Here is a 21,066-nt window from a genome sequence, read left to right on the forward strand (position 1 = left end):
TCCTCAGTTCTGTCCGCCGAAGCGGACGGCTGCCAGTCGCTCGCCGATCGCGACGACCGCGTAGGCGACGACTCCCAGCGCCGTGATCACCGCGAGCGACGCCCACAGCTCGTCGTAGCGGAACCCGGCGGAGGCGCGCTGCACCGCACCGCCGAGGCCCTGCCCCGTCGCCAGCCACTCGGCCAGCATCGCGCCGCTGAGCGCGGAGGGCACCGCGACCTTGGCGGCCGCGAAGATCGCCGGCACCGCGGTCGGCAGCGCCACCTTGAGCAGCACGTCCAGCGGCGAGCCGCCGTAGACCGAGACCAGCTCGAAGGACTCGCGCGAGAGCGAGCGGAGGCCGAAGCCGACCGTGACCAGCGCGGGGAAGAACACCGCGATCGCGCCGACGGTGGCGACGGCGCCGATCCCGTTGCCGATCGCCAGGGTCACCAGCGGCGTCACCACGATCAGCGGCATCGACTTCAGCAGCATCGCGATCGGCATCACCGTCGCCTCGAGCGAGCGGATCAGCACGAAGAGAACCGCGATCGCGAGAGCGACCAGCAGGCCCGCGACGTAGCCGACGAGCGCGTCGACGGCCGTCACGCCGAGGTTGCCGAAGACGATCGCGCGGTTCTCCGCGGCGTCCGCCTCGACGAAGAGGTACTCGGCGACGTCGGTCGGCGTCTTGCCCAGCAGCGGCGAGATGTCGGTGATCGCGAGGAAGGCGTACCAGAACGCGAGCGCGAGGACCGCGGCGACGGCGAGCGGCACGAGCTCGCCGCGGACGATGCGGAGCACCATCCGGCCGGTGAGGTCGCTCGGCCGGCGGGCGGCTCGCGACGAGGAGGGGGTGCGGGTGGCGGTGCTCATACGACGCCTCCCGTGCTGCGGGCGACCTCGACGCGAGTGCGGCGGCGAGCGGCGCGCGGGCGGCCGACGACCAGCGGCATCAGCCAGCGGCCGAGCGCCGCGATCAGCGCGTAGCCGATGATCGTGACGAGTCCGCTGGTGACGGCGAAGGCCCAGGCCCGCTCGACGTCCATCTGGCGCTGCGCGACCGCGAGGGCGACGCCGAGGCCGGTGGTCACTCCGCCGAGGTACTCGCCGAGCACGGCACCGAGGATGGCCGCCGGCACGCCGACCTGCAGCGCGGTGATCGTCGCGGGCACGGCCGCGATGGCCTGCACCTTGACGATCTTCGCCCAGCGTCCGCCGCGGTAGGCGGAGACGAGGTCGAGCGCGGTGCGCGGGGCCGAGCGGACGCCGAGCAGCGCGCCGATCAGGGTGGTGAAGAAGACGAGCAGCGCCGCGAGGAAGATCGAGGTGGTGCGGCCGCCGAAGATCACCAGGATGACCGGGCCGACCGCGGTCAGCGGCAGGCAGTGGCTGATCACGCCGATCTGCTCGATCACGCGGTGGGTCCACGGGAGCAGCAGCGCGACGGCGGCCAGCGCCAGCGCCGCGAGGTTGCCCCAGAGGTAGCCCTGGCCGGCGGCGAGCACGGTGTCGCCGACGTTGCGGAGGTAGAAGAGCGGACCGTCGCGGACGAACGCGGCGATGATCGCGCCGGGGCTCGGCACGGCGCGGCTCTCGCGGTAGACGGTGTCGGCGAGGATCCACCAGACCGCCACGAAGACGGCGAGCCCGGCGAAGACGCGCCAGTTGGTGCGGATCCAGGGCGTCACGCCTCGTCCTCCATCGCGACACCGTGCTGGGAGAAGAGGATGTCGGTGATGCGGTCCTCGATCGCGTGGAACTCGGGGCTGCGCAGCATCTCGACGGTGCGCGGGCGCGGCAGGTCGATGTCGATCACCTCGACGATGCGGCCGGGACGCGGCGACATCACCGCGACCGTGTCCGAGAGCAGGATCGCCTCGGCGATGCCGTGGGTGACCATCAGCGTGGTCGCGGGCCGCGCGGTCCAGATCCGCTGCAGCTCCAGGTTGAGCCGCTGCCGGGTCATGTCGTCGAGGGCGCCGAACGGCTCGTCGAGCAGCAGCAGATCGGGCTGCACGACCAGCGCACGGGCGATCGAGGCGCGCTGGCGCATGCCGCCGGAGAGCTGCGAGGGGTAGGCGTCCTCGAATCCGGTCAGCCCGACGAGGTCGAGCAGGTCCGGGATGCTGTCGCGCTTCGCCGCCTGCTTGGTGAGCTCCAGCGGCAGCCGGACGTTCGAGCGGACCGAGCGCCACGGCAGCAGCGCCGAGTCCTGGAAGGCGATGCCGAGCTCGGCCGAGCGCTTGGTGCCGAGCACGGGCGTGCCGTGGATCGAGACGGAGCCGGTGGTCGGCTTCTCCAGGCCCGCCAGCATCCGCAGGATCGTCGACTTGCCGCAGCCGGAGGGGCCGAGCAGCGAGAGGAAGGAGCCGCGCGGAGTGACGAGGTCGACCTCGGCGAGGGCCTGCACGGACCGGTTCCCCAGGTCGAAGCGCTTGCTCAGGCCCGACAGGCGGATGCCCTCGTTCTCGATGGTGGTCAACTGCTCGTCCTCTCCGCGCGGTCCGTCGTGGTGCTGCGGCCGGGTCCTTCGCAGGGCCCGGCCGGCGAGGGTCAGCCCTCGAGCAGCTCCGGGTGCTCCTCGTAGACCTCGTCGATCAGCGTGGTGTCGAAGAGCTCGTCGGCGTCGAGCTCGATGCCGGTGAGGGCGAGCGAGGCGACCGACTCGTCCTGCAGCTGCGGCGTGATGGTGAGCAGGCCGTTCGCGTCGGTGTCGGGGGTGCTGATCAGCTCGGTCTGGGTGACCATGACCTGCGCCTGCTCCTCGACCTTGTAGTTCTGGTCGGCGGCGTAGTCGGCGACGACGGTCGCGGCGGTCGCGTCCGGGTCGGCGACGGCGTCCTGCCAGCCGCGGGCGACCGCGTAGAGCAGCGCCTTGACCTTCTCGCGGTCGTCGTCGATGCTCTCCTGCGCCACGACGATGGTCTCGCCGACCATCGGCAGGCCGGTGTCGGCGAGCAGGAACTGCTGCGCCGAGAAGCCGCGCTGGTTGAGCGTGTTGGCGCCGGCGGTCGCGTAGCCGATGTAGCCGTCGACCTGGCCGGTGGTGAGCAGGGTGGAGTCGGTGAGCGGCACGCGGGTGACGTCCCCCTCGTCGATGTCGTTCGCGGCGAGGAAGGCGCGCCAGACCAGGTCGTTGCTGTCGCTGACGCCGATGGTCTTGCCGACCATGTCCTCGGGGGTCTCGATCGGGGCGTCGGTCAGCGAGACGATCGCGAAGGGGTTCTTCTGGTAGGTCGCGCCGACGATCTTCATCTCGGCGCCCTCCGAGATCGCCGGGCCGGTGATCAGCGGCGAGGAGACGCCGGCGAAGGCGGAGCCGCTCGCGATGGCGGTCTCGGCGCCGGTCGCGCCGGTGCCGCCGGGGGTGAGGGTGACGGAGTCGAAGCCGGCGTCGGCGAAGTAGCCGTTCGCGTCGGCGAGGTACTCGCCCGCGAACTCGACGTGGGGGACCCAGGAGAGCTGCATCGTGGCCTCGCCGAACGAGCCGGCGTCGCCGGACTCGGCGGCGTCGGAGCCGTTGGAGCAGGCGGCGAGCGTGGTTCCGGCGACGACGGCGACGGCGAGGACGCCGAGCACGGAGCGGAGGCGGGACCGGGACGGGGCGGTGCGGGGCATGCGGGCTCCAAGGGGCGTCGAGGGCTGGGGGGTGGGGCGGACCCGATGGGGCGGGCCCGGGGGAAGGCACGCGCCGAGGGGGCGGCGCTGACCCAGTCGACCGCAGCCGGGCACTCCGGCGCGTCGTCGCACGGAGGATTTCCGCGCCGCGACGGCCCCCGCTCCCCGATGCACGGACAAACCGTGTTGCGGTGAGGTTTCCAGCCTCGCATCCCGGCCGCCCGCTCCACGCAGAAGGGAGTCTTCGACGCTCTTCAGCGGCAGTTGCTCCACTTTCCATGGAGGGCCTTGGGAGGACACCCGCCCCTCCCCTGCTGATCGAGCAGCCCGCGCAGCGGGCCGTCTCCTCCTGCCGATCGAGCAGCGGCGGCGGGTGGCCCTTGACGCTGATCGAGCAATGGCGGCGGTCGGCCCCTTCATGCTGATCGAGTAGCCCACGTAGCGGGCGTATCGAGATCCACTCGGCGCCAGAAGTGGAGCCAGCAGACAGCGAGTCTCAGAACGGGCCCGTCCGGAAGGGCGGACGACGTCAGGGGCCGTCGGCCCAGCGGATGCCGTGCACCGCGAAGACGCGGGACAGCTCCGGCCCCTCCGCATCGAGGGGCGCCTCACTCCGGTCGAGCAGACAGTGGCTCACGCCCTCTTCCGCGTCCTCCGGTCGCTCGAAGACCGCCCACAGTCGGAGCTCGTCGCCGAATCGAGACCGGAAGGCGACCCCGTCGAGAGCGGCGTCACGGCCGTCAGGGCCTGGCTCATCGAACAGCCAGCGGGCGATGGACCGGGTCAGATCGCGGTGGTCCGGATTCTTGACGACCGAGGCGTCGAGAAGACAGGGCGTCAGCCCGAACCGCTCGAAGGGGAAGGACGCCTGGACGGCGCCGAGGCTCTCGGAGTGGGTGATGAGGCAGTAGCTGCCGGTCTGGCGAGCCGTCCCGACCATCCGGTCCACTGCCCAGCCTCGGCCGACCGTTCCCGCCGCCGCGTCCGGGAACAGCTCGACCCAGCCGTCCGCGTCCACGATCTCGTCCGGTTCGGAGTCGATCCCGGGCTCGGGGCGGAAGTGCGCCAGCACCTCGAAGAGGCACGCCTCGAGGGACTCGCCGGTGTAGAGCGTCCGGAACTCCGCGAGCTGATCGTCCCAGCGCCCGTTGAAGCGACCGTGATCGGTGGCGTACCGCCAGTCGGGCCAGTCCCAGGGCCGCGGGCGATACCCGACGCGCCAGACCTCCCCGGGGTCTTGCGCGACGACCAGCTGCGGTGTCATCCGATGAAAGCGAACGCCTTCGCGGCGCCCATGACGTCCGGGCCGACGACGTCCGGGGCACCCTCGCGCAGCACACGGGCCGGCGAGACGTCGCCGAGCGCCGGATTCATGCCCTTGAACCAGGACTGCACGGTCACCGCCTCGTTCTGCTCGCGGAGGAGGATCGCGACCTGGTAAGCGAGTCGCAGTCGATCGACGTCCGTCTCGCCGGGCTTCCGAGCTCCGTCCGCCCACTCCGCGACCGCACGCGTCGACTTGACGTTCCCGAGGTAGGCGACCAGCCGCACGCCGATGATCTCGCGCAGTCCCGAGACGAGCTCGGGGACGGAGGCGCGGGTCGCCTCCTGATGCGCCCGGAGACCGGGCTTCTGCGTTCCTGCGAGGGTGCTCATCCCTCGAGTGTACGCGGATCGAGCAAGAAGGACTTGTGGAATCGCACTCGGAAAGACACCCCGAATGAACGGTCGATCAGCTGGGCGACAGGCACCCGCGGGGCGAGAGACGGCAGCCCGTCCCTGCTGACCGAGTAGCGCGCGCAGCGGGCCGGCCGATCATGCTGATCGAGTAGCCCGCGAAGCGGGCGTATCGAGATCCGCCGGCTCCGGACGAGCAGCCTGCAGACCACCGTGCTGACAACGGCAGGTCTCGATACGCCCCTGCGGGGCTACTCGACCAGCATGTCTGCGGGCGTCTCTTCCAAGTAGATCCGCCGGCGCCAGTGGTGGAGCCCTCAGCCGGCCGCGTCCGCCGCGACGCGGCGCAGCGCCGCCAGCACGGTGCGGACCGCGGTGCGGGCGAGCGCGTCCGGGCGGGCCAGCACGTCGACGTGGCGGACGAGGCCGGCGCCCTCGAGCGGGCGGAGGACCATGCCGTCGACCGCGAGCGGCGCCGCGGTGATCCGGGGCAGGATCGCGATCGCGGCGCCGGAGCGGACGACTCGAGCGGCGACCGAGAATTCGTTGATCCGGTGCGCGACCCGCGGGGCGCGCCCGATCAGCGCGCCGAGATGCTCGAGCACGCCCGTGAGCGGGAAGCCCTCGTGCGTCGAGACCCACAGCTCGTCGGCGAGCTGCTCGGGCCGGATGCTCGGCTGCGCGGCGAGCGGATGCGCGGCCGGCAGCGCGATGTCGAGCGGCTCGACGAGGAGCGGGGTGACGACCAGCCGGGCCCGCGGCCACTCCGGATCCTGCGGCAGGCGGTGCGCGACGACGAGGTCGTGGTCGGCCGTCAGCCCCGGAAAGCGGCTCTGCGCGACGTCCGCGTCGGCGAGCGCCACCCGCGGGCCGTCGGCGAGCGCCGCGAGCAGCGGACCGAAGAGCGCGAGCCCCGCGCTGTGGAACGCCGACAGCCGGACGGGACGGTCGTCGTGCCGGAGGAACGAGCCGAGCGTGTCCTTCGCCGCGGCGAGCGCCTCCTGCACCCGCGTCCCCGCGATCGCGAGCGCCTCTCCCGCCTCGGTGAGCACGAGCCGCCGCCCCTCCTTCATCGTGAGCGGCACCGGGACGCCCGCCTGCAGGGCGGCGAGCTGCTGCGACACCGCGGAGGGGCTGACCCCGAGCGCCGCCGCGACGGCCGCCACGCTCCCGCGGTCACCGAGCTCGCGGAGCAGGCGGAGGCGGGCGGGGTCCATGGCCGCGAGCCTAACCGCACGCTTCCGCTTCATCGTCGATGAAGAACCGGCCGATCGCTCTTCCGCTTCGCACCCGCGACACTGTCTCCATGCCCCTCCGCTCCCGCCCCGACCTCGCCGTCGACCTGCTGCTGCTCGCCGTCGCCGCCGTCTGGGGCGCGAGCTTCGTCGCCGCGAAGGACGTCGCCGCCGACATCGGCGTCCCCTCGACCGTCGCGCTGCGCTTCCTCACCGCCGCCGCCGCGCTCGCCCTGCTCTGCCTCGCCCGTCGCGAGCGCCTCCCCCGCGGTCGCGGGCTCGCCGTCGCCGCCCTCCTCGGCGCCTCGCAGGCTGCGATCATCGGGCTCGAGACCTGGGGCGTCCACCTCACCTCGGCGACCAACGCGGGCCTGCTGATCAGCCTCGCCCTGGTGCTGACTCCCGCGCTCGAGGGCCTCGCCTCCCGCTCCTGGCTGCCGCGCTCCTTCTTCGTCACCGCCGTGGCCGCCGTGGTCGGAGTCGCCCTGCTCGTCTCGGACGGCGGTCTGCGCACCCCGACCTGGGGCGACGCCCTCGTGCTCGCGGCGGCCGTGGTGCGCGCCGTGCACGTCACGGCCAGCGCCCGGCTCGTCCGCGGGCGCACGGAGGGCTCGCTCGGCGTGGTCCTCGTGCAGCTGGTCGTCTGCGCCGCCGTCTTCTCGCTGCTCGCCGGGCCGGACCTGCCCGCGGCCGCCCTGGCCCTCGACACCGGCGGTTGGGCCGGCGTCCTCTTCCTCGGGCTGCTCTGCTCGGTCTTCGCCTTCGTGGTCCAGCTCTGGGCGGTCCGGCGCACCTCGGCGGCGCGCGCCAGCATCCTGATGGGGACGGAGCCGGTCTGGGCGCTGCTCGTCGGCGTCGTCGTCGCAGGCGAGGCGATCGGGCCGCTCGGGGCGGTCGGCGCCGCGCTGATCGTCGCCGCGGGCTACGCGGGCCAGGCGATCGAGCGCCGGCACCGGCTCGGCGCGAGCGCGCCCGCCGACGACCGGTCGGTCGACCCGGTCAGTGCGCCACGAGCTCCTGCAGCCCCGTGACGCGGAGCAGGTCGAGCCGCGTCTGGTCGGTGGAGCCGGGCGTCGCCGTGTAGACGACGATCCGCAGGTCGCCGCCCGGCACGGCCAGCACGTCGCAGTCGATCGTGATCGGTCCGACCGGCGTCGAGGTCACCGTCTTCCGGCTGGAGCGGTGCTCGGCGACCCGGGCCACGGCCCAGCGCCGCTCGAAGTCGGGCGAGGTCGCCCGCAGCCGCGCCACCAGGTGCGCGAGCGCCGCGTCGTCCGGGTAGCGGCCCACCGCCGCGCGCAGATCCGCCGCCAGATCGTTGGCGAAATCCTCGGCGTGCTGGTCGTCGAACTCGGTGCCCTCGTGCCCCTGCGTGAAGGAGCGCCAGACCAGATTGCGGTCCAGGCCCGTGTGCCGCGAGGGGTCGCCGTTCAGCGCCGCCCAGAGCGGGTTCCACAGCAGGATGTCGTGCGCCGCACTGAAGACGGCCAGCGGCACGTCGCCGCAGCGGTCGACGATCCGCTGCACGCCCGGGGTGATGTGCTGCGGCACCTGCGTCGCGGTCGGCGGCGCGACCCCCGCGACCCGGTAGAGGTGGTCGCGCTCCGCCTCCGTCACCCGCAGCGCGCAGGCCAGCGCGCCGAGCAGCTGCGCCGAGGGGTGCACGGCACGGCCCTGCTCCAGCCGCACGATGTAGTCGACGCTCACGCCCGCCAGCGCGGCGAGCTCCTCGCGGCGCAGGCCCGCGGTCCGGCGGCTCGGTCCGGCGGGCAGGCCCACCTCGGCGGGCGTCACGCGCTCGCGCCAGGAGCGGAGGACGTCCGCGAATTCGCTCATGCCCCCATGATCCCCCGCGGGGGCGGAGCGGTCCTGGTACTGCTGGTCCTCCCGTCGACCGGGGCCTGGGCGGGCGGGGCAGCGGGGCGGAGCATGGAGCCATGACAACGACACTGATCACCGGGGCCAACAAGAGCCTCGGCCTCGAGACCGCCCGCCGCCTGATCGAGGCCGGCCACACCGTGTACGCCGGCATGCGCGACCCCGCGAAGGGCGACGCCGCCCGAGCGCTCGGTGCGCAGGTCGTGCAGCTCGACGTGACCGACCAGGCGAGCGTCGACGCCGCCCTCGCCTCGCTCCCCGCCCTCGACGTCCTCGTCAACAACGCCGGGATCCTCGGCACCTCCTTCGGCGTCGACGACCTGTCGGCGGAGGCGATGGCGAGCGTCCTCGAGACGAACGTCGTCGGCATCGTCCGCGTGACCCAGGCCGCGCTGCCGCTGCTGCGCCGCTCGGCCGCGCCCGTCGTCGTCAACGTCTCCTCCGGAGTCGGCTGGCCCCGCGCCCTCGCCACCCCCGGCCGGGACGAGTTCGGCGTGCCCGCGATCCCCTACGCCGCCTCGAAGGCCGCGGTGATCACCCTGACCGTGCAGTACGCGAAGAACCTCCCCGAGTTCCGGATCAACGCGAGCGACCCCGGCTACACCGCGACCGACTTCAACGGCCACGGCGGGCACCAGACCGTCACCGAGGGCACCGACGCGACCGTCGCGCTCGCCCTGCTCGGCCCCGACGGCCCGACCGGCGAGTTCCACGACCGGCACGGACGCATCGAGTACTGAGCTCCGCCGCAGGCTCGTCACCGAGGGCTCGCCGTGGATTCGTTGCACCTGGCAACAAACCGGCGGCGAGCCCGGCAGAATGGAGCCATGACGCAACGGAGCAACTGGGCGGGCACGTACGAGTACCGCGCCGCCGACATCCTCGAGCCGGAGTCGATCGACGAGGTGCAGAACCTCGTCCGCGGGAACGAGCGGGTCCGCGCGCTCGGCACCCGCCACTCCTTCAACGCCCTCCCCGACACTCCGGGGGCGCTGCTGCACCTCGGCCGCATCGCCTCCGACCCGGTGATCGACGCCGAGGCGAGCACGATCACGGTCGGCGGAGCCACCCGCTACGGCATCGTCGCCTCGCACCTGCACAGCAACGGCTACGCCCTGCACAACATGGGCTCGCTCCCGCACATCTCGGTGGCCGGCGCGATCTCGACCGGCACCCACGGCTCGGGCGACCGCAACGCCAACCTCTCCTCCGCCGTCTCGGCGCTCGAGCTGGTCACGGCCGACGGCTCGCTGCGCACGATCCGCCGCGGCGAGCCCGGCTTCGAGGGCGTCGTCGTCGGCCTCGGCGCGTTCGGCGTCGTCACCCGGGTGACCCTCGACATCCAGCCGACCTTCGACGTCCGCCAGGACGCCTTCGTCGACCTGCCCTGGGACCGCGTGCTCGACGACTTCGACGCGATCACCTCCTCCGCCTACAGCGTGAGCCTGATGACGCACTGGTCGAGCCCCACCGTCGAGCAGCTCTGGCTGAAGACCAAGGTCGAGCAGGGCTCGGTCGCCGACGTCGACGCGACGCATCTCGGCGCGGTCGCCGCCTCCGCCTCGCTGTTCGCCGTCTCCGAGGGCGTCGACTCGAACCTCAACCCGTTCGGCGGCTCGGTCGGCCCCTGGTCGGAGCGCCTGCCGCACTTCCGCCTCGACCGCGAGCCGAGCGCCGGCGACGAGATCCAGAGCGAGTACATGGTGCCGCGCGAGAACATCCGCGAGGCGCTCGTGGCCCTGCGCGCGATCGGCGAGCGGATCGACGAGGTCCTGCTGATCACCGAGCTGCGCACCATGGCCGGCGACGACCAGTGGCTCTCCCCCGCCTCCGGTCGCGACAGCGTCGGCATCCACTTCACCTTCAAGAAGGACCGCGCCGGCGTCGACGCCGTGCTGCCCGCCGTCGAGGGCGCGCTGCTCCCGCTCGGCGCCCGTCCGCACTGGGGCAAGCACTTCCTCGCGACCGCCGCCGATATCGCCCCGCTCTACCCGCACCTCGACGAGTGGCGCACCCTCCGCTCCGCCTGGGACCCCACCGACCGCTTCGCCAGCGCCTTCGTCCAGGACCGCCTCCTCGGCTGACCCTCTCCCCCTCTCCTCCTCCGCGAGATGCCACTTGTGTACGCGACACGCCGACGAAAGCGTGCACAAGTGGCATCTCGCGGCGGGGGACGGCGGGGGTAGCGTCGAAGCGACGAGAGGGAGGCAGCATGCCCGCGAAAGAGGAGATCCCGTCGACGATCGAGCGGTCGGACGAGCACGCGCAGAAGCTGTGGTCGGCCGCGCACGACTCGGCCGTCGACAGCTACGGCGAGGGTGAGCGAGCGCACCGAACGGCCTTCGCCGCGCTGAAGCACGAGTACGAGAAGGTCGGCGACCACTGGGAGCGCAAGGCCGAGAGCGGCCCCTCCGACGACCGCGCCGCCCAGCGCGGCCCGGACGGCGACGGCGACACGGCCGGCGGAGTCGACGCGAACGCCACGAAGGCCCACCTCCTCGACCTCGCGAAGCGCCTCGACGTCTCAGGCCGCTCCCGCATGACCAAGGCCGAGCTCGTCGACGCCCTCCAGCGCGCGAACGCGAAGCAGACCCGCCGCGCCCGCGACTGACCCGCGCGCCGCAGGGGCCGACATCCCGCCACTCTCCAGAAGTCGTCGCACTCGGCGCTCGAGTACGACGACTTCCGAGGACTCGCGGGATCGACGACGACTCCGACGCGCTGGGCATCGGCGAGAGCCTGAGAAATCAACGAGCAGACGCAGATCCACCGCGCACCTAGCGTCGAGGGCGACCCTCCCCGACCCGACCCCGGAGCGCCATGACCCCCCTCGCCCCCACTGCCCTCGCCGGCGGCACCGCCCCTGCACCCGCCCGCACGACCCCCGCCCCCACCGCGGGAGCGGCCGCATGAGGGTCACCGACACCAGCGACCTGTGGTGGCGCGCCGCCGTCTACTACAACCTCGACGTCAAGACCTTCATGGACTGGGACGACGACGGCGTCGGCGACCTCGAGGGTCTCGCGCACCGGATCGACTACCTCGCCGAGCTCGGGGTCAGCTGCCTCTGGCTCGCGCCGTTCTACTCCTCGCCCGGCAAGGACAACGGCTACGACATCAGCGACTTCTACGGTGTCGACGAGCGCTACGGCCACCACGGCGACGTCGTCGAGGTGATCCGCACCGCGCACGACCGCGGGATGCGCGTCATCGTCGACCTGGTCGTCAACCACACCAGCGACCAGCACCCGTGGTTCCAGGCGGCGCGATCCTCCCCCGACAGCCCCTACCGCGACTACTACGTCTGGCGCGACGAGCCGCCGGCCGACCAGCCGGCGAACGTCTTCCCGGACGTTGAGGACGGCGTCTGGTTCTTCGACGAGGAGGCCGGGCAGTACTACCTGCACAACTTCTACCGGCACCAGCCGGACCTGAACACCGACAACCCAGCGGTGCGCGACGAGATCGCCAAGCTCGTCGGCTTCTGGCTGCAGCTCGGGGTCGACGGCTTCCGCGTCGACGCGGTGCCCTACCTGATCGAGCCGGGCGCCCGCGACGAGCACGAGTGGCTGCGCCTGCTGCGCCGCTTCATCAGCCGCCGCTCGGGCGAGGCGATGCTCCTCGGCGAGGTGAACACGACCCGCGACGAGCAGCTCGCCTTCTTCGGCGGCGAGGACGCCGACGAGCTGTCGATGCAGTTCGACTTCATCGGCAACCAGCGCCTCTACCTCGCACTCGCCAGGGAGGACGCGACGCCGCTCGTCGAGGCGATCGCGAGCCGCCCGCCGATCTCCGTCGGCAGCCAGTGGGCGAACTTCGTCCGCAATCACGACGAGCTGACCCTCTCGCAGCTCACCGACGACGAGCGCGAGGAGGTCTTCACCGCGTTCGCGCCGGAGGAGTCGCAGCGGATCCACGGCCGCGGCATCGTGCGCCGCCTCCCGCCGATGCTGGACGGCGACCCGCGCCGCATCCGCATGGTGTACAGCCTGCTCTTCTCGCTGCCGGGCGCGCCGGTGCTCTACTACGGCGAGGAGATCGGGATGGGCGAGAACGCCGACATCCCGGGCCGCAGCGGCGTCCGCACGCCGATGCAGTGGACCTCCGCCGCGAACGGCGGCTTCTCGCGCACCGAGCCCGGCGACCTCCTCGCGGCCCCACCCGGCGGCGGCTTCGGCCCGGAGCACGTCAACGCCGCCGCCCAGCTCCGCGACCCCGGCTCGCTGCTCGCGCACATCAAGGGTCTCGCCTGGCTCTACCGCCGCTCGCCCGAGATCGGCTGGGGCGAGTACACCCACCTCCCGGCCGACCAGTCCTGCGTCTTCGCGCACCGAATGTCCGCGTCGACCGGCACGACCGTCGCGGTGCACAGCTTCGCCTCGAGCCCGCGCACGGTGACGATCACGCTCCCCGACTCGGAGCCGGGCTCGCGCCTGGTCGACTCCCTCGGCGGCGAGTCGCAGCCGATCGGCGACGACGGCACGGTCACGGTCGGCGTCGACGGCTACGGCGCCCGATGGTTCCGCGTGGTCACGGAGGGGTCGCGCCGCCTGGTCTGATCCGGGAGCGCGGCTGGTCCGATCCGGGAGCGCCGACAGGTCCGATCCGGGAGCAGCGGCGGGAGAGGTCAAGCCCCTTCTGAGCGTCGGAGGGCCCTGCCTACCGTCGAAGCGCGGGCGACGAGGTCCGCACCGACTGCTCCCGGAAAGGTACGACCGCATGTTCTTCCACCGTCAAGAGCTCCAGTTCACGTCCTCCCCCTCCAAGCCCGACGCCGTCTTCGCCCGCCGGTTCCAGGAGGTGCTCGGCGGCCAGTACGGCGAGATCACCGTCGCCATGCAGTACGGCTTCCAGGCCTGGAACGCCCACGAGCCGGGCAAGTACCGCGACCTGCTCTACGGCATCGGCGCAGAGGAGTTCGGCCACGTCGAGATGATCGCGATCATGATCGCCCAGCTGCTCGAGAAGGCCCCCGTCGAGCAGTCCGAGGACGCGATCAAGAAGGACCCGGTCCTCGGCGCGGTCATCGGCGGCACCGACATCCAGGCCGCGATCGTCGCCGGCGCGGGCGTGCGCCCCGTCGACAGCAACGGCAACCCCTGGCAGGGCTCGTACATCACGGCGAGCGGCAACCTGCTGGCCGACTTCACCGCCAACGCGAACGCCGAGATGCAGGGCCGCCTGCAGGTGGCGCGGCTGTACCACATGACCGACGACCACGGCGTGCGGGACCTGCTGTCGTTCCTCCTGGCCCGCGACACGATGCACCAGAACCAGTGGATCGCCGCCGCCGCCGAGCTGCGCGCGGAGGGTGCGGAGGACCTGCCGGTGCCGTCGAACTTCCCGCTCTCGAAGGAGGAGCGCTCGGTGTCCTACGAGTACATCAACTTCTCGGACGGCGCCGCCGCCGCCGAGGGCAGCTGGGCGTCCGGACCCACGCCCGACGGCAAGGGCGAGTTCAGCTACCGCACGGCGAGCCCGGACGACGGCGTGCCGATGCCGCCGCCCACCCAGCCGGACGAGCGCTTCTACGGCACCTCGCCGAAGCCGAACATCGTCGAGAAGGCGGTCGGCGCCGTCAAGGACGCGGTGACCGGCAAGTAGCGCGCGCGGCCGCCGGCGCCGGGAGGCGAAACGATTCGCGTCGTTTCGCCTGCCGGCGCTGTCGCAATGACCGGGGATGCACCTAGGCTGGCTGCGAATCGTTTCGCCTCACGACCCCGAGGAGTGGCATGGACGCCGCCGACACCGCCGCCAGCATCACCGCTGCCCCGCCGGCGCACCGCATCCTCGCGAGCGGCCGCCGCATCCCCGCGATCGGCGCCGGCACCTTCGGCTCCGACCGCTACGACGCCGAGACGGTCGGTCTCGCCGTCGAGCACTCGCTCCGCGCCGGCTTCCTCCTGCTCGACTGCGCCACCGTGTACGGCAACGAGCCGCGCGTCGGCCGGGCGATCGCCGACTCCGGAGTGCCCCGCGACGATCTCTTCGTGATGTCGAAGATCTGGAACGACGCGCACGAGCCCGAGGCCGCCGTCGCCTCGGTCGAGCGCTCGCTCGAGGACCTCGGCCTGGACGTGCTCGACGCCGTCTTCGTGCACTGGCCCTTCCCCAACCACCACCCGCCGCACGCGGAGACCGACGCCCGCGACCCGGAGGCGCGCCCCTACGAGCATGCCGCGTTCCTGCGCACCTGGGCGGCGCTCGAGTCGCTCGTCGACCGCGGTCTCGTCCGGCATCTCGGCACCTCCAACGTCACGATCGCCAAGCTCGAGCGGATCCTCGCCGACGTGCGCATCGCGCCCGCGCTCAACGAGATGGAGCTGCACCCCTGCTTCCAGCAGCCGGAGCTGTTCCGCTACTGCCTCGACCACGGGGTCCAGCCGATCGGGTACTCGCCGCTCGGCTCGCCGTCCCGCCCCGAGCGCGACCGCGTCGACGGCGATCTGGTCGACATCGAGCACCCGGCTGTGCAGGCGATCGCCCGCGAGCGCGGCGTGCACCCGGTCGTCGTCTGCCTCGCCTGGGCCGTCAACCGCGGCCAGATCCCGATCCCGTTCGCGGTGAAGCCCGAGCAGATCGAGGCCAACCTGGCCGCCGCCTCCCTCGCCCTCACCGCCGCCGAGCAGGAGTCGCTGCGCGGTGCCGAGCGCAACAACCGGCTGATCAAGGGGCAGGTCTTCCTCTGGCCGGGCAGCACCGACTGGCTCGACCTGTGGGACGCCGACGGGACGATCCCCGGCTGGGACGGCTACGGCTCCCCCGCCCTCTGAGATGGCGACCTACAAGGACCTGCAGCGGCTCACCGGCCTGTCGCTCTCCACGATCTCGAAGCACTACAACGGCCTGCCGGTGCGCCCCGAGAACGCCGTCGCGATCGAGGCGGCGGCCGCGCGGCTCGACTTCCGCGTCAACGGCTTCGCCCGCGGGCTGCGCTCGCGGCGATCCCGCACCGTGGGCGTGCTGCTGCCGGCGCTGGACAACGAGTTCCACCTCTCGATCATCGCCGGGCTCGAGCGGGCCCTGCGGAGCGACGGCATCGGCGTGCTGATCGGCGTCAGCCTGCCCGAGCCGGGCGCCGCCGTCGGGCTGCTGCTGGAGAAGATGGTCGACGGGATCGTCGCCGTCCCGACCGCGGGCGACGTCGCGGCCCTGCGCAGCGCCTCCGAGCAGGGCACCCCCGTCGTCACGGTGGACTGGGTCGACGACGCACTCGCGACCGACCGCGTGGTGCTCGACAACCGCGCGGCCGGCGCCTCCGCCGCCCGGCACCTCGCCGACCACGGCCACCGCTCGATCGCGGTGCTCGGCGGCGATCCGGACGTCTCGACCACCCGCGAGCGCACCGCCGGCGTCCTCGAGGAGCTCGCCTCCCGCGGACTCGAGGCCCCGCACGTCGAACTCGGCCCGCTCACGCTGGACAGCGGCGTCGCGGCGATGGAGCGGATCCTCGCCCGCCGCGACCGGCCGACCGCGGTCTTCGCCAGCAACCGCGAGCTGACGATCGGCGCGCTGACCGCGCTCGGCGACTCCGGTCTCCGCCTCCCCGCCGATCTCTCGATCGTCGGCTTCGACACGGTCGAGCTCGCACGGGTGGTGCGGCCGCCGCTGACCATCGTCGTCCAGCCGACCGACGCGATCGCCGCCGAGGCCGCCGCACTCGTCCGCGCTCGGCTCGACGGCGGCGCCGAGCCCTTCGAGACCCGCACCCTTCCCAGCCGGCTGGTCGCCGGCGCCTCCGTCGCCCACCTCCACCCGAGCACCTAGGAGCACCATGCTGACCACGACCCTCCTGCACCCCGAGATCCTGCACGCGCTCGCCCGCGCCGGGCACGGCTCCCGCATCCTGATCGCCGACGGCAACTACCCCGTCGGCACCACGCTGGGTCGCAACTCCGCGCTCGTGCACCTCAACCTGCGGCCGGACACGCTCACCGTCGACGAGATCCTCGAGGCCCTGCTCACCGCGATCGTCGTCGAGGAGGCGACCGTGATGACCCCCGCGCCCGGCCTCGACGTGCCCGCGCAGGACGCCTTCCGCGCCACCCTCGACGGCGTCCCCTTCACCTCTGTCGAGCGCCACGCCTTCTACGCCGAGGCCCGCACCGACGACGTCGCCCTCACCATCGCCAGCGGCGACCGCCGCATCTACGCGAACCTCATCCTGACGATCGGCGTCCGCCCCGGCGACGCCTGACCGCCGGCTGCTCCCCGCACCCCCCGCCACTCTCCAAAAGTTGCGGTACTCGCCACCGACTCCCGCAACTTCTGAGGAGTGGATTCGTCCCGACCACGAGCCCCCCTCCTCACCCTCCAGAAGTTGCGGTAGTCGGGCGCGACTACCGCAACTTCTGAGGAGTCGAGCCGGCGGAATGAGTGCGGCCGCCCGCGCCCTAGCCTGAGAGAGCGCGAGGCGTTCTCCGAGCGGACGTCCGTACTCTGAGCACCGTGGATCTGGACACCCTCCTCAACATCGGCCTCGTCGTGCTGTTCGTGCTCATCGGCGGGGTGTTCGCCGGCACCGAGATGGCGATCGTCAGCCTGCGCGAGAGCCAGGTGCGCGCGATCGAGGCGGGCAGCGAGCGGGGCCGGCGCATCGCCGAGCTGGTGCGGAACCCGAACACCTTCCTCTCGGCCGTGCAGATCGGCGTGACGCTCGCCGGCTTCTTCTCCTCCGCGTACGGCGCCTCGACGATCGCGCCGGACCTCGTGCCGCCGCTCGAGTCGCTCGGGCTGTCGAACGGCGCGGCGTCGACGGTCGCGCTGATCCTGATGACCCTCGTCATCGCCTACCTCTCGCTCGTCCTCGGCGAGCTCGTGCCCAAGCGCCTCGCGATGCAGAAGTCGGTCGCGTTCACCAAGGTGCTCGCCCCGCCGCTGAACACGCTCGCCCGCCTGATGCGACCGATCATCTGGCTGCTGTCGGTCTCCACCGACGCCGTCGTCCGACTGCTGGGCGCGGATCCGCGCGAGAAGGGCGAGAGCGTCTCGGCGGACGAGGTGCGCGACATGATCTCGAGCAACACCGAGATCGCCGAGGACAGCCGCCAGCTGCTCGCCGACGTCTTCCGTGCCGACGACCGGCGCGTCGCCGAGGTGATGCGCCCGCGCCCGGACGTCGACTTCCTCCGCGGCGATCTCCCCGTCGCCGAGGGCTACGCGGAGGTGCTCGGCCGGCCGCACTCGCGCTACCCGGTGGTCGGCGAGAACCGCGACGACGTCCTCGGCTTCGTGCACGTGCGCGACCTGATGGCCGCCTTCCCGGAGGCGGGCCGCGACGGCACCGCGAGCCGCGTCGCCGACATCACCCGCCCGATCCTGGCGGTCCCCGGCACGACCAAGGTGCTCGCGGCTCTGCGCACGATGCGGCAGGACGGCCACCAGATCGCGGTCGTCATCGACGAGTACGGCGGGACCGACGGCATCATCACCCTCGAGGACCTGCTCGAGGAGCTCGTCGGCGAGATCTACGACGAGTACGACGGCGCGCGCCAGGACGTCGACGCGAAGGCGGCCGAGCAGCTGCAGGACCTCGACGGCGGCATGATCCTGGAGGACCTGGAGGAGCTGCTCGGCATCGAGCTGCCCGAGGGACCGTACGAGACGATCGGCGGCTACGTGCTCGACCGCATCGGCCGCGTCGCCGTGGTGGGCGACACCCTCGTCGTCGGCGACCACGTGCTCCGCGTCGCCGAGACCGACCGCTACCGGATCTCGCGGGTCACCCTGACGCCTCAGCCCGCGTCGGAGCCGTCCGCGGCGGTCGACGCCGACTGACGGTCGGCGCGGCGGCCCGAGTGCGTCGGGGCGGCCGCGTCAGAGCAGGAGCGTCAGCGCACCCGCGTCACGGAAGCCGTGTCTCGACCCAGCGCGGCGCCGGCAGCCCGGTCGCTCCGGGCCGCGCGAGCCACAGTCCACCCGCGAGCGGGTACCGCGCCCGCTCGTCCGCCGACAGGTCGCGCGAGGCGGACGACACCACGGCGATGTCGAGAGCCTCGCCCGCGAACGCGATGCTGGAGGCGTGCGGCGCGTCGATCGCGATCCCCTCGCCCTCGAGGCGCCGGCCCTCGGAGTCGTAGACGCGCACGCCGCTCCCGCCCCAGACCGAGCACCACAGCCGGCCCTCGGAGTCGACGGTCATGCCGTCGAGGAAGACGCCCTCCTCCGGCTCGAGGAAGGTCTCGCGCGGACCGTTCACCCCGTCCAGGTACGGCCGCCGGTAGATCACGCCCGACTCCGTGTCGACCGAGTACATCACCGCGCCGTCGGGCGACCAGGCGAGGCCGTTCGACAGCCGCAGGTCGTGGTCGAGCACGGTGACCGCTCCGTCGTGCTCGAGCCGCAGCAGCACGTCGTCGCCGACCGACTCGCCCAGCGTCAGCGAGCCGACGACCAGCCGGCCCTGCGGGTCGATGGAGCCGTCGTTGAAGCGGTGCCCCTCGGGCAGCAGCGCGGAGCCGCGGGTCAGCGAGCCGTCGACCTCGAGGATCGCGAGGCGGCGGGTGAGCGCGACGAGCACCCGGCCGTCGCCGAGCGGCAGCGCGCAGCCGACCTGCTCCCCGACGTCCGAGCGCGTGATCGCGCCGATCCCGTCGGTGGTCAGCGGCGCGGACAGCACGGCCCCCGCCTCGATGTCCACCCAGGTGAGCCGGCCGGTCTCCCCGTCCCAGACGGGCCCCTCGCTCAAAACGTAGGCGGGCGTTCCAGCGGGCGTCGCATCGATCATCCCCCCACGCTACCCACCCCGCCCTCCCCCGTCCGCGAGATGCCACTTGTGCACGCGACACGCCGAGGAAGGCGTGCACAAGTGGCATCTCGCGGAGGGGAGCAGACGCGCACGTCGCCGGATACACCCGGCAGCAGCACCGTGGCAAGGGGTGCATAGCCCGGCGATGCTCGGGTCTATCGTCGTCTCGCCGCGTCCGGGACCGCGCGCATCAGCAGCGCAGCCGGGGCGACAGGAAGGCGCGAGCCATGTCGACCGACACCGAAGAGCGCGGCCCCACCCGGAGCCTCGTCCCCGCCCGCATCGACCGGCTCCCGTGGACGCGGTTCCACTGGTCGATCGTCGTCGGCCTCGGCTTCTCCTGGGTGCTCGACGGCCTCGAGATCCAGATCGTCGCGAGCGCCGGCTTCGCCAAGGAGTTCGACCTCTCGGCCGCGCAGGTCGGCGTGCTCGGCACGGTGTACCTGGTCGGCCAGATCGTCGGCGCGCTGATCTTCGGGCGGCTGAGCGACCGGCTCGGGAGGCGCAAGCTCTTCATCCTGACGCTGGTGATCTACCTGGTCGCGAGCGGCCTGGCCGGGCTCGCGCCGAACTACCTCTTCCTCGCCGTCTTCCGCTTCTTCGCCGGGATGGGCATCGGCGGCGAGTACGCGGCGATCAACTCCGCGATCGACGAGCTGATCCCCTCGAAGTACCGCGGCCGCGTCGACATCGCGATCAACGGGACCTACTGGGGCGGCGCGGCGCTCGGCTCCGCGGCGAACCTCTTCTTCCTCAACGACGAGCTCTTCGCCGAGAACGTCGGCTGGCGCCTCGGCTTCTTCCTCGGGCCGATCCTCGGGCTCGCGATCATCTACCTCCGGCGGCACATCCCCGAGAGCCCGCGCTGGCTGATGACCCACGGCCGCGAGGAGGAGGCGGAGCGGACGGTCGACGAGATCGAGCGCCGCGTCGAAGCGGAGGGCGGCACCCTCGAGCCGGTCGACGACTCGCAGGCGATCACCGTGAAGGCGACCGAGAGCATCCCGTTCCGCACCATCGCGCGGGTTCTGATCAAGCAGTACCCGAAGCGGACGCTGGTCGGCGCGACCATGATGATCACCCAGTCGTTCCTCTACAACGCGATCTTCTTCACCTACGCGCTGGTGCTGGAGAACTTCTACGGGGTGGAGCAGAGCGCCGTCTCGTACTTCTTCTTCCCGTTCGCGATCGGCAACCTCGTCGGTCCGCTGGTGCTCGGCCACCTCTTCGACGTCTGGGGCCGGCGGAAGATGATCTTCCTCACCTACGGCGTCTCCGGGGCAGTGCTCGCGCTGTCGGCGCTGCTGTTCAGCATGGACGTGCTGACCGCGACGACCCAGACGATCCTCTGGTGCGTCTCGTTCTTCTTCGCCTCCGCCGGCGCCTCGAGCGCCTACCTGACGGTCAGCGAGATCTTCCCCCTGGAGCTGCGCAGCCAGGCGATCTCGTACTTCTTCACCCTCGGCCAGATCGCCGGCGCCGTCGCGCCCACCCTCTACGGCGTGCTGATCGGCGACGGCAGCGACCGCGGCCCGCTCACCGTCGGCTACTTCGTCGGCGCGGCGGTGATGATCGTCGGCGGCCTCGTCGCCCTGATCTTCGGCGTCGACGCCGAGCGCCGCAGCCTCGAGAGCATCACCGAGCCCCTCTCCACGGTCCGCGACTGACCCCCCTCCTCCCGCCGCGAGATGCCACTTGTGCACGCTTTTCACGGCGTGTCGCGTACACAAGTGGCATCTCGCAGCGGGGAGGGGGCGAGGCGCGTACGCTGAGAGGACACCCCCGGACGCTTCGGCTACCGGGCGCGAGGCCCCTTCTCCGTAAGGGGCCTCAGCTCTTTCCGCCCCATGCAGCGGGGCGGCGGAGGACGCCGCGGTCGTCGTGGAGCACATCCGGGAACTGGCTCCGCTCGAGCGCACCACGGCGGAT

General features: G+C 72.3%; 20 protein-coding genes. 11 read left to right on the top strand and 9 right to left on the bottom strand.

Going from position 1 to position 21,066, the window contains the following annotated elements; all coding sequences use genetic code 11:
- Positions 1 to 3: 3 nt before the first annotated feature.
- From GTU73_RS18405 to GTU73_RS18435, 7 genes are all read right to left on the bottom strand, one after another.
- On the bottom strand, positions 4 to 855 hold the full coding sequence (locus GTU73_RS18405; protein ID WP_160091054.1) for an ABC transporter permease subunit: 852 nt from the start codon (positions 853 to 855) through the stop codon (positions 4 to 6).
- Positions 852 to 1,670 carry an ABC transporter permease subunit gene (locus tag GTU73_RS18410; RefSeq protein WP_160091055.1) on the bottom strand — a complete coding sequence of 273 codons (819 nt, stop codon included), beginning with the start codon at positions 1,668 to 1,670 and terminating at the stop codon, positions 852 to 854. The genes GTU73_RS18405 and GTU73_RS18410 overlap by 4 nt, the downstream gene beginning before the upstream one ends.
- Positions 1,667 to 2,464 (bottom strand): ABC transporter ATP-binding protein, encoded by a 798-nt coding sequence (locus tag GTU73_RS18415; RefSeq protein ID WP_160091056.1) that lies wholly within the window; start codon positions 2,462 to 2,464, stop codon positions 1,667 to 1,669. The genes GTU73_RS18410 and GTU73_RS18415 overlap by 4 nt, the downstream gene beginning before the upstream one ends.
- A gap of 71 nt (positions 2,465 to 2,535) precedes the next feature.
- Positions 2,536 to 3,600, bottom strand: coding sequence for an ABC transporter substrate-binding protein (locus GTU73_RS18420; RefSeq protein ID WP_160091057.1), 1,065 nt, complete (start codon positions 3,598 to 3,600; stop codon positions 2,536 to 2,538).
- Positions 3,601 to 4,129: 529 nt separating this feature from the next.
- On the bottom strand, positions 4,130 to 4,864 hold the full coding sequence (locus GTU73_RS18425) for an RES family NAD+ phosphorylase (protein WP_160091058.1): 735 nt from the start codon (positions 4,862 to 4,864) through the stop codon (positions 4,130 to 4,132).
- Positions 4,861 to 5,256 carry a hypothetical protein gene (locus GTU73_RS18430; RefSeq protein ID WP_160091059.1) on the bottom strand — a complete coding sequence of 132 codons (396 nt, stop codon included), beginning with the start codon at positions 5,254 to 5,256 and terminating at the stop codon, positions 4,861 to 4,863. Before GTU73_RS18430 ends, GTU73_RS18425 begins: the two co-directional genes overlap by 4 nt.
- Positions 5,257 to 5,594: 338 nt before the next feature.
- Complete coding sequence (locus GTU73_RS18435; protein ID WP_160091060.1) at positions 5,595 to 6,494, bottom strand: LysR family transcriptional regulator; 900 nt, start codon at positions 6,492 to 6,494, stop codon at positions 5,595 to 5,597.
- An 89-nt stretch (positions 6,495 to 6,583) separates the two neighbouring features.
- Here GTU73_RS18435 and GTU73_RS18440 point away from each other — a divergent pair, with 89 nt between their 5' ends.
- Positions 6,584 to 7,543: a DMT family transporter gene (locus GTU73_RS18440; RefSeq protein ID WP_160091061.1), complete on the top strand. Its 960-nt coding sequence runs from the start codon at positions 6,584 to 6,586 to the stop codon at positions 7,541 to 7,543.
- Here GTU73_RS18440 and GTU73_RS18445 read toward each other — a convergent pair.
- The gene (locus tag GTU73_RS18445) at positions 7,512 to 8,348 is read right to left on the bottom strand and encodes a helix-turn-helix transcriptional regulator (RefSeq protein ID WP_160091062.1); all 837 of its coding nucleotides are present in this window, start codon (positions 8,346 to 8,348) and stop codon (positions 7,512 to 7,514) included. The two genes, GTU73_RS18440 and GTU73_RS18445, sit on opposite strands and share 32 nt — an antisense overlap.
- Before the next feature lie 101 nt (positions 8,349 to 8,449).
- Here GTU73_RS18445 and GTU73_RS18450 point away from each other — a divergent pair, with 101 nt between their 5' ends.
- The 9 genes from GTU73_RS18450 to GTU73_RS18490 all read left to right on the top strand — a co-directional run bounded on the left by GTU73_RS18450 (position 8,450) and on the right by GTU73_RS18490 (position 18,167).
- The gene (locus GTU73_RS18450) at positions 8,450 to 9,130 is read left to right on the top strand and encodes an SDR family NAD(P)-dependent oxidoreductase (protein WP_160091063.1); all 681 of its coding nucleotides are present in this window, start codon (positions 8,450 to 8,452) and stop codon (positions 9,128 to 9,130) included.
- Between the two features lie 87 nt (positions 9,131 to 9,217).
- Positions 9,218 to 10,474, top strand: a complete 1,257-nt coding sequence (locus GTU73_RS18455; protein WP_160091064.1) for a D-arabinono-1,4-lactone oxidase — start codon at positions 9,218 to 9,220, stop codon at positions 10,472 to 10,474.
- A gap of 128 nt (positions 10,475 to 10,602) precedes the next feature.
- Positions 10,603 to 11,001 (top strand): ChaB family protein, encoded by a 399-nt coding sequence (locus GTU73_RS18460; protein ID WP_123706382.1) that lies wholly within the window; start codon positions 10,603 to 10,605, stop codon positions 10,999 to 11,001.
- A gap of 298 nt (positions 11,002 to 11,299) precedes the next feature.
- A complete protein-coding gene (locus tag GTU73_RS18465; protein ID WP_160091065.1) occupies positions 11,300 to 12,949 on the top strand; it encodes an alpha-amylase family protein in 1,650 nt (549 codons plus the stop codon).
- A gap of 160 nt (positions 12,950 to 13,109) precedes the next feature.
- Positions 13,110 to 13,994 carry a manganese catalase family protein gene (locus GTU73_RS18470; protein WP_123736530.1) on the top strand — a complete coding sequence of 295 codons (885 nt, stop codon included), beginning with the start codon at positions 13,110 to 13,112 and terminating at the stop codon, positions 13,992 to 13,994.
- A 128-nt stretch (positions 13,995 to 14,122) separates the two neighbouring features.
- The gene (locus tag GTU73_RS18475; RefSeq protein ID WP_160091066.1) at positions 14,123 to 15,163 is read left to right on the top strand and encodes an aldo/keto reductase; all 1,041 of its coding nucleotides are present in this window, start codon (positions 14,123 to 14,125) and stop codon (positions 15,161 to 15,163) included.
- Position 15,164: 1 nt separating this feature from the next.
- Positions 15,165 to 16,157, top strand: coding sequence for a LacI family DNA-binding transcriptional regulator (locus tag GTU73_RS18480; RefSeq protein WP_160091067.1), 993 nt, complete (start codon positions 15,165 to 15,167; stop codon positions 16,155 to 16,157).
- A 7-nt stretch (positions 16,158 to 16,164) separates the two neighbouring features.
- Positions 16,165 to 16,587 carry an RbsD/FucU family protein gene (locus tag GTU73_RS18485; RefSeq protein WP_160091068.1) on the top strand — a complete coding sequence of 141 codons (423 nt, stop codon included), beginning with the start codon at positions 16,165 to 16,167 and terminating at the stop codon, positions 16,585 to 16,587.
- 251 nt (positions 16,588 to 16,838) lie between these two features.
- On the top strand, positions 16,839 to 18,167 hold the full coding sequence (locus GTU73_RS18490) for a hemolysin family protein (RefSeq protein ID WP_160091069.1): 1,329 nt from the start codon (positions 16,839 to 16,841) through the stop codon (positions 18,165 to 18,167).
- A gap of 67 nt (positions 18,168 to 18,234) precedes the next feature.
- Here GTU73_RS18490 and GTU73_RS18495 read toward each other — a convergent pair whose 3' ends face one another.
- Positions 18,235 to 19,116, bottom strand: a complete 882-nt coding sequence (locus GTU73_RS18495; protein WP_160091070.1) for an SMP-30/gluconolactonase/LRE family protein — start codon at positions 19,114 to 19,116, stop codon at positions 18,235 to 18,237.
- Between the two features lie 248 nt (positions 19,117 to 19,364).
- Between GTU73_RS18495 and GTU73_RS18500 the strand changes: the two genes are divergently transcribed.
- Positions 19,365 to 20,804 carry an MFS transporter gene (locus GTU73_RS18500; RefSeq protein WP_160091071.1) on the top strand — a complete coding sequence of 480 codons (1,440 nt, stop codon included), beginning with the start codon at positions 19,365 to 19,367 and terminating at the stop codon, positions 20,802 to 20,804.
- Positions 20,805 to 21,066 lie beyond the last annotated feature (262 nt).

Origin of the sequence: Rathayibacter sp. VKM Ac-2804, assembly GCF_009866655.1 — a bacterium.
Lineage (GTDB): Bacteria > Actinomycetota > Actinomycetes > Actinomycetales > Microbacteriaceae > Rathayibacter.